General features: G+C 61.6%; 12 protein-coding genes. 9 read left to right on the top strand and 3 right to left on the bottom strand.

Going from position 1 to position 11,117, the window contains the following annotated elements; all coding sequences use genetic code 11:
- Positions 1-121: 121 nt before the first annotated feature.
- Positions 122-1,342, bottom strand: a complete 1,221-nt coding sequence (locus BFP90_RS05480; protein WP_065896176.1) for an alginate lyase family protein — start codon at positions 1,340-1,342, stop codon at positions 122-124.
- A 233-nt stretch (positions 1,343-1,575) separates the two neighbouring features.
- On the opposite strand from BFP90_RS05480, the gene BFP90_RS05475 reads away from it, so the two are divergent.
- Positions 1,576-2,265, top strand: a complete 690-nt coding sequence (locus BFP90_RS05475; protein ID WP_065895563.1) for a response regulator — start codon at positions 1,576-1,578, stop codon at positions 2,263-2,265.
- 20 nt (positions 2,266-2,285) lie between these two features.
- The gene (locus tag BFP90_RS05470; protein WP_370671684.1) at positions 2,286-3,461 is read left to right on the top strand and encodes a sensor histidine kinase; all 1,176 of its coding nucleotides are present in this window, start codon (positions 2,286-2,288) and stop codon (positions 3,459-3,461) included.
- 111 nt (positions 3,462-3,572) lie between these two features.
- On the opposite strand, the gene BFP90_RS05465 is transcribed toward BFP90_RS05470, so the two are convergent.
- Both BFP90_RS05465 and BFP90_RS05460 read right to left on the bottom strand, forming a co-directional pair.
- Positions 3,573-3,929: a type II toxin-antitoxin system RelE/ParE family toxin gene (locus BFP90_RS05465; RefSeq protein ID WP_065895565.1), complete on the bottom strand. Its 357-nt coding sequence runs from the start codon at positions 3,927-3,929 to the stop codon at positions 3,573-3,575.
- Between the two features lie 2 nt (positions 3,930-3,931).
- Positions 3,932-4,222 carry a type II toxin-antitoxin system ParD family antitoxin gene (locus tag BFP90_RS05460; protein ID WP_065895566.1) on the bottom strand — a complete coding sequence of 97 codons (291 nt, stop codon included), beginning with the start codon at positions 4,220-4,222 and terminating at the stop codon, positions 3,932-3,934.
- A gap of 221 nt (positions 4,223-4,443) precedes the next feature.
- On the opposite strand from BFP90_RS05460, the gene gcvA reads away from it, so the two are divergent.
- The 7 genes from gcvA (at position 4,444) to pstB (ending at position 11,046) form a co-directional block, all read left to right on the top strand.
- The gene (gene gcvA / locus BFP90_RS05455; protein ID WP_065896175.1) at positions 4,444-5,349 is read left to right on the top strand and encodes a transcriptional regulator GcvA; all 906 of its coding nucleotides are present in this window, start codon (positions 4,444-4,446) and stop codon (positions 5,347-5,349) included.
- Positions 5,350-5,423: 74 nt separating this feature from the next.
- Positions 5,424-6,251, top strand: coding sequence for a DMT family transporter (locus tag BFP90_RS05450; protein WP_065896174.1), 828 nt, complete (start codon positions 5,424-5,426; stop codon positions 6,249-6,251).
- 29 nt (positions 6,252-6,280) lie between these two features.
- Entirely contained in the window at positions 6,281-7,042 is a 762-nt protein-coding gene (locus tag BFP90_RS05445; protein WP_065895569.1) for an SDR family oxidoreductase, read from the top strand.
- 204 nt (positions 7,043-7,246) lie between these two features.
- Entirely contained in the window at positions 7,247-8,275 is a 1,029-nt protein-coding gene (gene pstS / locus BFP90_RS05440) for a phosphate ABC transporter substrate-binding protein PstS (RefSeq protein WP_065896173.1), read from the top strand.
- A 74-nt stretch (positions 8,276-8,349) separates the two neighbouring features.
- A complete protein-coding gene (gene pstC, locus BFP90_RS05435; RefSeq protein WP_065888296.1) occupies positions 8,350-9,318 on the top strand; it encodes a phosphate ABC transporter permease subunit PstC in 969 nt (322 codons plus the stop codon).
- Positions 9,315-10,208 carry a phosphate ABC transporter permease PstA gene (pstA, locus tag BFP90_RS05430; RefSeq protein ID WP_065888297.1) on the top strand — a complete coding sequence of 298 codons (894 nt, stop codon included), beginning with the start codon at positions 9,315-9,317 and terminating at the stop codon, positions 10,206-10,208. Before pstC ends, pstA begins: the two co-directional genes overlap by 4 nt.
- Before the next feature lie 76 nt (positions 10,209-10,284).
- Positions 10,285-11,046 carry a phosphate ABC transporter ATP-binding protein PstB gene (gene pstB, locus BFP90_RS05425; RefSeq protein WP_065888298.1) on the top strand — a complete coding sequence of 254 codons (762 nt, stop codon included), beginning with the start codon at positions 10,285-10,287 and terminating at the stop codon, positions 11,044-11,046.
- The last annotated feature ends 71 nt before the right edge of the window (positions 11,047-11,117 follow it).

Raw genomic sequence — 11,117 nt, 5'->3', positions numbered from 1 at the left:
TGGTTTAACGGGGCGCCTAGGATCAAAAGCAGATCAAGATCAAGAGCGACTCGCTTCGCATCGTGGTTACCGTTGACCGCTATGCATAGCCACGATCCGGGCCGTTCGGCCCCGGCGTCGCTTACGGCACCAATTCAGCATCTGACACGCCATATTCGCCCAACGAATACAGCAATGTTCCATACCCCAGTTGCTCGTAACCGCCGCTGTCTCGGCCATAATCGCCGCCGCCACCTTCCACCTGGGCCTTATTCGCCATGGCTTTCACATTCGGCGCGCTGAGGCTTTTGCGCACGACGTAATGGTTGTAAAGCAGCTCCCATATCGGACGGATTTCGCCCCGATGGTTGGGCGAGACGACGCTCTGTTTGAACCTGCGATCGAGCAAAGGGGTAAACGGTACGTCCTGGCCCAGGTTGTACTGGGCCACGTACTCGGCGCCCTGCAGTACGCGGTTGTTCTGGTAGCCGAACAGGTCGTCGCCCTGGCTCCAGGCCATTTGGCAGAAGCTGCCGAGCAAGGCGATGTCGAGCAGGGCGTATGCCTGATCCCGCCCGCTTTCCTGGACTTGACCCAGGCCATTGCCGTGGAGCTTCCAGACGGCGTGTTCGATGGCGCCGTTACCGCTACCGTGCTTGAAGTAGTCGACCGCCTCGTTGTAGAGGTCGCGGCGATCCGTCAGTACGCCGATGGCCAGTATCGAGTTCATGTTGGCCAGGTCCCAACGGGCGCCGTGACGATCAGGCGGGCTCCCATCGTGGTGCAGCAGGAAGTCATGATTGATGGGATAGAACACGCTGAGCAGCATGCCCTGAAATCGATGAAAGTCTGTCGCCTGCCACTTCGGGTAGCTGCGCAGCAGTTCGGCCGCGTTGGCCAGTTGATAACCGGCCAAGCCTGCCGCCAGGGACTTGTCGGGCTCGCCCTTGATCGCGGTGAGGGTGGAAGACCACTGGTTCAAAATGCCCACGGCCTTGTCGGCATAGGCGGGGTCTTGCGAGATCTGCCAGCGCAGGGCCAGTGCATAGGCTGCGGCGGCGTCGTTGAACAGTGTGCTGTCGTTATTCAAGCCATCTGAAGTGCGGTACACCACGGGCAGCGGATCGGCCCGCCAGGCCAATGAGGCATGTGGATTGGCGATCAGTTTTTGCCAGCCGGCCAGCCATGGCGCGTTTTGGTTGGCCAGTTTTTCGCGTATTCGCGTGAAGTCCGTCTGGGTCTGGAGCAGGCCCGGATGGACGAATGCATCGGCGGGCCGAGGGGAGGAGGCTTGACTGTCGATACTTATCGACAGCGCGCCGAGCAGCACGGCCATCGTGCAGAGGTGCTTGAAAGAAATCATCGGGTGTCCAACTTTATCCGGCGTAGACAGCCGTACGAACAGGGCCACGCTCGGCCCCAAGGATGAAAAGGCTGGCGCTTGCATGGAGCCTTTCAGGCGAGTGGATAGGCTTGGACAGCGGTGCGGTGGTGAGCATAGGATCGGTTCGCGAAAGTCGGGCACAGGGCAATCCTGGCAGCGGACTTTCAATAAACCATTCGTAAATTATCAAGGTTTCATCAAGAGGCTTCTTTGTGTCAGGAAAACGTATCCTCATTGTCGAAGACGACGCCGACAGCGCCAGCATTCTCGAAGCCTATCTGCGCCGGGATGGCTATGAGGTGGCCTTGGCCGAAGACGGTCAGCGCGGTCTCGACCTGCACAAGAGCTGGCAGCCCGACCTGATATTGCTCGACGTGATGCTGCCGCGCTTGAGTGGCACCGAGGTGTTGTCCGCCGTGCGCCGCAGCAGTGACACGCCGGTGATCATGGTCACGGCCATGGGCGACGAACCGGAAAAGCTTGGCGCCTTGCGCTACGGCGCAGACGATTATGTGGTCAAGCCCTACAGCCCGCGTGAAGTGGTGGCGAGGGTACAGGCGGTGCTGCGACGCACCACCGGCAACCAGCCAGTGGCACACCTGTTGCGCCATGAGAACCTGCGGGTGGATCTTGACGCTTTTACCGTAGCCATCGAGCAGGGCGATGCAGCACCGCAATGGCTGGAGCTGACGCCGACGGAATTCAAGCTGCTGGTGACGTTGCTCCAGACTCCGTCCAAAGCCTTCACCCGTGACGAGCTGCTGGAAATCTGCCTGCCGGAAAGCGAAGCCCTGGCCCGTGTCGTCGATACCCATGTGCACAACCTGCGCCGCAAGCTGGAATCCCATGGCATCGCCGGGGTGCTGGTGACGGTGCGTTCCATTGGCTATCGGTTCAGGTAAACACCATGTTGGATAAACCCATGCCGGATAAATCACCGATCAACGACAAACCGCTGTGGCGCTGGATCGGCATGCGCATGAGCCTGCTGGCGATCGGCGCCGTGGTGGTGATCTCGGTGTGCATGTGGCTCAACATCACGTTGTCGGATCGGGATTTTGTGCAGCACCTGCCGCCGGGGCTGCGCGAAGAGCTGCAGCAACTGCGCGCCGACCCAGGACTCAACGAGGCGCGCTTGCGTCAATTGGTGGCCCAGTACTACCCGCTGGACTATTTCCAGCCGGCGATCGCCAATCAGGACTGGCTGGTACTGGTTGGCCTGGTGCTGGCCGCCATCCCCATCATCATTGCCTGTGGCCTGTGGTTTTCGCGGCCCTTGTCCAGTCAGTTTTCGACGATTGCCCAGGGCGCCAGGCGCGTCGCCGGTGGGGATTTCCTGACGCGCCTGCCGGTCCACCGCGATGCACCCGACGAGTTGCAACGGCTGGCCGGCGACTTCAACAGCATGAGCACCCAACTGGAGCGCTATGAGCGTGATGTGCGCGAGTCCAGCGCGGTCATTGCCCACGAACTGCGCACGCCGTTGAATGCCGCCATGGGGCGCGTGCAGGGTATGCTCGACGAGGTGTTTCCCAGCGATGCCGCGCAGTTGGGCATGGTCAAGCGTCAGCTCGATCAGTTGAGCAAACTGGTGGATGATTTGCACCTGCTGTCGATGGCCCGGGCTGGCCGGTTGGTGCTCGAGCGCAGCGATTTTCCCCTGATGGCGCTGGTGGCCGAACGGTTGGCCTGGTTTGAGCCGCAGTTGGATCAGGCCGGTGTTCGCACGCAGATTACTATGGCCGAGGGGCTGCGCGTGCATGCCGATCGCGATCGCCTCGGGCAGGTCATCAACATTCTGGTTGATAACCTGTTGCGTTATGCGGCAGGCGGCGGTGAGTTGAATATCATGGCGTGCCAGGTTCAAGACCTGATCGTGATTGAAATCGGCGATCGCGGCCCGGGTATCGAGGCACAGCACCTGGACAGCGTATTTGATCGCTTTTGGCGGGCGGAACGCTCCCGGGCGCGTTACTCGGGCGGCAGCGGGCTGGGCTTGTCCATCGCCAGGGCAATCTGCCAGGCCCATGGCGGCGCCTTGACCGCCAGCAACCTGGCCGAGGGTGGCACGCTGATCAGGGCGCAGTTTCCGGTGTAGGGGCGGCGTAGGCGTCCAGTGCGAGGCGTGCATGCAGGTCGTCGGGTGTGGCGGGGCGGATGTACCGGTCCATCTTTGCAGGCAAATGTTTGTCGTTTGAAGTTGGCAACTTCACTCGTCCGGCAGGTGCAGTTGCACGTCCATTGCGTCGTGAAGACACCTGACGACTTCAACCGCTTTATCGTGCGCTAGCCGGTAAAACACGATATGGCGAGGGTTCTTCACCGTTGCATGGCGTGGGTTTGCGTGTTGGCGCGAATGACTGAGGTGATAGCTTCTAAGCCCCGGTGCAATTTCATCGCGGGCGCGGCTGGCGACGTGATGGGGCGTTTTGGCGAGGGTTTGCAGGGTCGTCAGGATCAGCGTCTGATAGCGCTTACGCGCCGATTCACCGAATTGCATCTGGGAGTGCCGGAGAATATCGACGATATCGCCACGTGCAGCATCGGAAATTCGATAGTGCGGCATGCTCAGGTTTTCCCCCGCGCAGGGCGCGTCGCCTCCAGGCCCAAGCCGTCGAGAAACTGTTCAATATCGACTTCGGCCAGCGGCGTGAAGCGGCCTTGTTCAAGGTCCATCAGGCCCATTGAGGTAGCTTGCCGCAGGGCCTGAAGTTTAGCGGCCTCTTCGGCAACGCGCTGTTCCAGGAGGCGCAAGCCCTCACGCATGACTTCGCTGGCATTCTGATAACGGCCGGATTGAACCAGGTCCTGGATAACCTGTTCGTGGTGCGAGGTGAGGACGACGTTTCGTGTACCCATGGTGAGCTCCGCTGCGGGGCGTATTCGATCGTTGGCATATTATGCCATCGCGACATCTGCATGTAGTGCATTGGCTCGCCATTCGTCTTCTCGCTTGCGATTCGGATAATGAAAGCGAGTGCCAGCCCCAACCATCATCAGCGTAATCACCCTCGGACCGGGTTAACATGAGCCTGAGCTCATGCCCTGCCTGTTCCTGCCCACTCGCCGAGACCCTGCCTATGAGAGACCTGCCGCCGACCGCCACCTTGCGCGCATTTGAAGCCGCCACGCGGCATCCGACCTTTACGGCCGCCGCCCAGGAACTGCATGTGAGCCAGAGCGCGGTCAGCCATCAGCTCAAGCACCTGGAAACGCTGTGGGGGCTGCAGCTGTTTGAACGCGGTCAGCCGCTGCGCCTCACGGCAGCGGGGGCTACGCTGGCGCCTATCGTGCGCGAATTCTTCATCAGCCTGGAGGCGACCCTGGGTGATTTGCGCGAGCAAAAAGGCCGGGTGCGGCTCAGCGTCAGCACCACCTATTCGTTCGCACTCAAATGGCTGTTGCCGCGCTTGCCGAGCCTGGCCCGTCAGCACCCCGAGCTGTTGGTGTCGCTGGACACCACCGACAAGATCATCCACTTTGCGCAGGGCCAGGCGGATGTCGCGATTCGGCTGGGCAAGGGCAGTTATCCTGGTCTGTACTCGGAGTTTTTGTTCGGCGAGCAGGTGTTTCCGGTGGCCAGCCCCGACTTGTTGCAACGCCTCGGAACCCCGCGTGATCCGGCCGAGTTGTTGCGTTTGCCGCTGCTGACCCGCGATGGCGCCGAACTGGTGCCGAAATGGGAGGCGTGGTTCCAGTCTGTCGGGCTGGCGTTTTCACCGCTCAGGGAAAGTGTCAGGTTCGGCGACAGCAATATGACGGTCGAAGCCGCGTTGCTCGGCCAGGGCGTAGCGTTGGTGCGCAGCGGCCACGTAGAAAACGAAATCAGCGATGGCCGTCTGGTACGGCTGTTCGATGTGCCGTTCCCATCGCCGCTGGCCTACTATTTCGTCTGCCCCAAGGGCATCGAGGCGCAGCCGCACGTCCTCAACTTGCGCCAGTGGTTGATGGGCGAAGCACTGAAAGTGCAACAGGCGGCTCAATAGGGTATGAGTATTCGTTCATGCTGCAATGAGCAAACTTCGCTGTCGTTCCGGTGCCGGGCTGCCTAACATGGCGCATGCCTATTCATCTTGTTTGCCTGGTTCTTTTCGCCGCGCTCCTGCACGCCAGCTGGAACGCGCTGCTGCGTGGCGGTGCCGACCGGCTGTGGTCGATGACGATAATGTGCATTGCCATCGCCATCACCTGCAGCGTCGCCGCAGCGTTCATGCCAATACCCGCCAGTGAGAGCTGGGGGTATGCGCTGCTCTCAGCGTTACTGCATGTAGGCTACAACCTGTTTCTGGTGCGCAGCTATCGGGTCGGTGACCTGGGGCAGGTCTATCCGATTTCGCGTGGGTCATCGCCTGCGCTGATCACCCTGGGGGCCGCCGTGTTTGCCGGCGAGCGCATCGCACCCGGCCAGTTGCTGGGGATCGCGCTGGTCTCCGGCGGGATCATTTCGCTGGCTTTCAAGGGGCGCAGCCTGTCGGTTCCCAGCCTGCCCTATGCGCTGGGCACCGGCTGCTTCATCGCGGCCTACAGCGTCGTCGACGGCATCGGTGCCAGGCTCTCCGGCGCGCCGCTGGCTTACACTGCGTGGATGTGCGCCTTGTGGGGCGTGCTGATGCCGATGGTGTATATCGGCCTGCGCGATGCCCGCAGCTTGTTCAGTGTGCGGCCCGGCCTGTTGACCGCCGCGCTCGGCGGGTTGGTCTCCTTGCTGGCCTATGCAATCGTTATCTACGCCATGAACGAAGCGCCCCTGGGCGCGGTGTCGGCATTGCGCGAAACCAGCGTGCTGTTTGCGCTGTTGATCGGTTACCTGTTTCTCGGCGAGACGCTCACCCTGCGCCGCGTCCTGGCGTGTGTGGTGATCGTAGCCGGCATCCTCATCATCGGCTGATACAGCCAACAACGCAGGAGGTCATTCAAATGGACAAGGTCACACAGGCACCCCTGATCCTGATCACCGGAGGCAGTCGCGGCGTGGGGGCTGCCACCGCTCGGCTGGCCGCCGCCAGAGGCTATGACGTCGCTATCAGCTACGTGGCCAACGAACCGGCGGCGCTGGCGGTGGTGGCGGATGTGCAGGCAGCGGGGCGCAGGGCCCTGGCCGTGCAGGCCGACAGCGCCGACCCCGAACAGGTCGCGCAGTTGTTCGCGGCCATCGACCGCACGTTCGGGCGCATTGACGTCCTGGTCAATAACGCCGGGGTGCTGGCGACCCAGTCGCGCCTGGAGGATCTTGGCCATGAACGCATGCAGCGCATCTTTGCGGTCAATGCCATCGGCCCCATGCTCTGCGCCCAGCAGGCGGTCAAGCGCATGGCTTACCGGCACAACGGGCCGGGCGGGGTGGTGATCAATGTCTCTTCGGGCGCCGCACGCCTGGGCAGTCCCAACGAATACATCGACTATGCCGCATCAAAAGGCGCCCTGGAGACGTTTACCATCGGGCTTTCCAAGGAAGTGGCGCGCGAGGGCATACGCGTCAACTGTGTTCGCCCCGGGCACATCTACACCGACATGCACGCCAGCGGCGGCGAGCCGGGCCGCGTCGATCGCGTCAAGGACTCGATTCCCATGGGGCGCGGCGGCCAACCGGAGGAAGTAGCACAGGCCATTCTGTGGCTGGCCGGCGCCGAAGCGTCGTTCGTGACCGGCACCTTCCTTGACGTGACGGGAGGCAAGTAAGCCGGCGGGCGTCTTCGTCTCGTTTGCGCTCGAAAGGGACGAATTCGCCTGGTAGTCGCAATTTGTTACGAAGCAATCACGGCAAAATGCCAGTTTGCGCCGGCAAAAGGGGGCAAAAACGCGCCTGCCATGGATTTTTCATAAAATCGTAACAAAGCTGCTGCACAGTCCCGGGAGCCCGAAATTACACCACGGAGTTCCTGAATGAAAAGCTTGATGAAGTCTGCTGCACTCGCCGTTGCGGTTTCTCTGAGCGCCACTTCGGTGTTTGCTGCCGAAAGCATCCGCCTGACCGGTTCCGGTGCCAGTTTCCCGGCCCCGATCTACCTCACCTGGTTCAAGGATTTCAGCAAGAAAAGCGCGGGCGTCACGGTTGACTACCAGTCCAAGGGGAGCGGGGCCGGTGTGCAGGACTTCCTGAACAAAACCGTCGACTTCGCCGCCAGTGACTCCGCGATGAAAGACGAAGACATCGCTAAGGTTGCCGAGGGCGTGCAACTGCTGCCGATGACCGCCGGTGAAATCGTGTTGGCCTACAACCTGCCGGGCAACCCGAAGGGCCTGAAGCTGCCGCGCGATGTGTACTCCGATATCTTCCTGGGCAAGATTACTCAGTGGAACGATCCCAAGATCGTTGCCGCCAACCCGGACCTGAAGCTGCCGGCTACGCCCATCACCGTCGTGGTGCGTGCGGATTCCAGTGGCACCACCGCGGTGTTCACCAAGCACCTGGCGGCGATCAACCCTGGCTTCAAAGAAGCATTGGGTGAAGGCAACACCGTCAACTGGCCGGCCACCGACAAGTTCATCAAGTCGCCCAAGAACGACGGTGTGACCGCCACCGTACGCCAGACGCCAGGCGCGATTGGCTATATCGAATACGGTTTCGCCAAACTGGCCAAGGTTGACTTCGCCCAGTTGCAGAACAAGGCCGGCCAGTACGTTGTGCCCAATGCCGAAAGCGGTGCAGAAGCACTGGCTGCGGTGAAGATGCCGGAAAGCCTGGTGGCCTGGCTGCCGGACCCGGACGGTGCCAAGTCCTACCCGATCACGTCCTACACCTGGATGATTTTCCGCAAGGAGAACGGCAACCCGGCCAAGGCCAAGGCCATGCGTGAAATGGTCGAGTACAGCCTGACCGAAGGGCAGAAAATCGCTGACTCCATGGGCTACATCCCGCTGCCGCCTTCGGTAGTCGAGCAGGTTCGCAAAGCCTCCGCCAACATCCAGTAAGGCGTGCCAGGTCGCTTCCGGGATGGGCAGTCAGCCATGCCGGAAGCACTTCTTCCCTGTTTCGGAATTAACCCATGAACACACCTTTTGTCGTACCGGGTAACCCGGACTCTGCGTGCCAGCCACCGTCCACCAAGGACTTCGTGATGGATCGCACGTTCCGTGCGCTTGCACGCATCGGCGTGGTGCTGGTGCTGGCGCTGGTCTTCGCACTGGTGTTCGAAGTAGGGCGCAAGGCCCTTCCAGGCATGGAAAAGCACGGTTTTGACGTGCTGCTGGGCAGCGTCTGGGATGTCAACCAAGGCAAGTACGGCATTCTGCCGGCGATTTGGGGCACGCTGTACAGTGCTTTTATCGCGTTGATGATCGCCGGCTTTTTTGGCGTCAGCATGGCGATTTTTCTCACCCAGGATTTCCTTCCCGCCAAGCTGGCTGCGGTGTTTCGCACCATCGTCGAATTGCTCGCGGCGATCCCCAGCGTGGTGTACGGCCTGTGGGGCATCTACGTGGTCATCCCCGCCATCCGCCCGCTGACGGCGTGGCTGAACACGGAACTTGGCTGGATTCCCTTTTTCGGTACATCCCTGAGCGGGCCGGGCCTGCTGCCGGCCGCGCTGGTGTTGGCGATCATGATCCTGCCGACCATTGCCGCAGTGTCCCAGGACGCGCTCACCGCGGTGCCGATGAAAACCAAACAGGCCGCCTACGGCATGGGCACGACGCACTGGGAAGCGATTCTCAAGGTGATGGTGCCGTCGGCCGCCACCGGTATCTTCGGCTCCCTGGTGCTGGGCCTCGGCCGCGCCCTGGGGGAAACCATGGCCCTGGCGATGCTGGTGGGTAATGCAAACAACATTTCCCTGTCTCTGTTTGCACCGGCCAATACCCTGGCGGCCTTGCTGGCGCTGAACTTTCCCGAGGCCGGGCCCAACGAGATCGAGGTGTTGATGTATGCGGCGCTGGTGCTGATGTTCATCACGCTGCTGGTCAACGTGGCGGGTTCGATGCTCATGCTCTACGCCCAGCGGGGGACCAAACAATGACCAACCTCACCACGCCTGCCGCCGCGCTGCCCAGCCTGCAGCGCCGCTTCGAAGGCCGCGCCCTGCGCAGCCTGGTCTTGACCACGCTGGTCTGGTTCGGCGCGCTGCTGGCCAGCGTACCGTTGATCTCCGTGCTGTATATGTTGATCACCCGAGGCGGTGCGCGCCTGAGCCTGGAGCTCTTCACCGAGCTACCGCCGACCGGTTTCGAGACCGGCGGCGGCTTCGGCAACGCCATGGCCGGCACCCTGGTGATGGTCGGCATTGCGGCGGCGATCGCCGTGCCGGTCGGTATCCTGGCCGCCGTCTTTCTAGCGGAACTGGGGCCTGACAGCAAACTGGCGAGCGCTGCGCGCTTTGCCGCCAAGATGCTCACCGGCTTGCCGTCCATTCTGGCCGGGGTGTTTGCCTACGCGCTGGTGGTGATGACCACCGGAACCTACTCGGCACCGGCAGGTGGCGTGGCGCTGGCCGTGCTGATGCTGCCAATCGTGGTGCTGACGGCCGAAGAGTCGATGCGCATGGTGCCCAAGATCATGAAGGACGCTGCCTACGGTATGGGCTGCACCCGTTCGCAGGTGATCTGGAAGATCGTCTTGCCTACCGGCCTGCCGGCGATCCTGACCGGCGTCATGCTGGCCGTGGCGCGCGCTGCGGGCGAAACCGCGCCATTGCTGTTCACTGCGCTGTTCAGCAACTACTGGATCTACCACGACGGCAACCTGGCCGTCATGAACCCGACAGCCTCGTTGGCCGTGCTGATCTACAACTTCTCCGGCATGCCTTTCGACAATCAGCTTGAACTCGCGTGGGCGGCCTCGCTGGTGCTGGTGATGATCGTGCTGGTCGTGAATGTCGTGAGCCGTATTTTCGGCAAACCCAAGTACTAAAAGCGGGAGCACCTGAATTTTGAACGTATCCACTGCGCAAATAGCCGCTCCGTTTGTGACCGAGTCGCCTGTGGTCATGGACTGCAAGCTGGACAAGATCTTCTACGGCAACTTCATGGCCGTGCGTGACAGCCACGTGCCGATCGAAAAAAACAAGATCACCGGTTTCATCGGGCCTTCCGGCTGTGGCAAAAGCACCGTGCTGCGCAGCCTCAATCGCATGAATGACCTGGTCAAGGGCTTTCGTTTCGAAGGGCATGTGCATTTTCTCGGCCAGGACGTGTACGGCAAGGGCGTTGATCCCGTGGTCGTGCGCCGTTACATCGGCATGGTGTTCCAGCAGCCCAACCCGTTCTCGATGAGCATCTTCGACAACGTCGCCTTCGGTCTGCGCCTCAATCGCTACAAAGGCGATCTGGGCGACCGCGTGAAACACGCGCTGCAGGGCGCCGCCCTGTGGGACGAGGTCAAGGACAAGCTCAAGGTCAGCGGCTTGTCGCTCTCCGGCGGCCAGCAGCAACGCCTGTGTATCGCGCGCGCTATCGCCACCGAGCCGGAAGTGTTGCTGCTGGATGAACCGTGCTCGGCACTCGACCCGATCGCCACCCGACGCGTCGAGGAACTGATGGTCGAGCTGAAGAAGGATTACACCATCGCGCTGGTGACCCACAACATGCAGCAGGCGATCCGGGTGGCGGACACCACGGCGTTTTTCTCGGTGGATATTTCCCAGGGCACGCGCACGGGGTATCTGGTCGAGATGGGCCCCACTGCGCAGATTTTCGGCAAGCCGCGTGAACAAATGACCGAAGACTACATCAGCGGCAAGTTCAGCTGAGTCACACCGTCCGGCCTGGGCCGCCCACATGCAAACGCCAAACGGACTTGGCGTGAATCGGTAGATTTTTT

The sequence above is a fragment of the Pseudomonas sp. 24 E 13 genome (genome assembly GCF_900004715.1).
GTDB classification, from domain to species: Bacteria; Pseudomonadota; Gammaproteobacteria; order Pseudomonadales; family Pseudomonadaceae; genus Aquipseudomonas; species Aquipseudomonas orientalis_A.
The sequence above is the reverse complement of the archived record's forward strand: the minus strand, read 5'-3'. Positions and strand labels throughout refer to the sequence as shown.

Coding starts and splice junctions, on each gene's coding strand:
- BFP90_RS05465 (WP_065895565.1), bottom strand. CDS start 3,929: ATGCCGCACTATCGAATTTCCGATGCTGCACGTGGCGATATCGTCGAT.
- BFP90_RS05445 (WP_065895569.1), top strand. CDS start 6,281: ATGGACAAGGTCACACAGGCACCCCTGATCCTGATCACCGGAGGCAGT.
- BFP90_RS05480 (WP_065896176.1), bottom strand. CDS start 1,342: ATGATTTCTTTCAAGCACCTCTGCACGATGGCCGTGCTGCTCGGCGCG.
- pstB (WP_065888298.1), top strand. CDS start 10,285: ATGGACTGCAAGCTGGACAAGATCTTCTACGGCAACTTCATGGCCGTG.
- gcvA (WP_065896175.1), top strand. CDS start 4,444: ATGAGAGACCTGCCGCCGACCGCCACCTTGCGCGCATTTGAAGCCGCC.
- BFP90_RS05470 (WP_370671684.1), top strand. CDS start 2,286: ATGCCGGATAAATCACCGATCAACGACAAACCGCTGTGGCGCTGGATC.
- BFP90_RS05460 (WP_065895566.1), bottom strand. CDS start 4,222: ATGGGTACACGAAACGTCGTCCTCACCTCGCACCACGAACAGGTTATC.
- pstC (WP_065888296.1), top strand. CDS start 8,350: ATGAACACACCTTTTGTCGTACCGGGTAACCCGGACTCTGCGTGCCAG.
- pstA (WP_065888297.1), top strand. CDS start 9,315: ATGACCAACCTCACCACGCCTGCCGCCGCGCTGCCCAGCCTGCAGCGC.
- pstS (WP_065896173.1), top strand. CDS start 7,247: ATGAAAAGCTTGATGAAGTCTGCTGCACTCGCCGTTGCGGTTTCTCTG.
- BFP90_RS05450 (WP_065896174.1), top strand. CDS start 5,424: ATGCCTATTCATCTTGTTTGCCTGGTTCTTTTCGCCGCGCTCCTGCAC.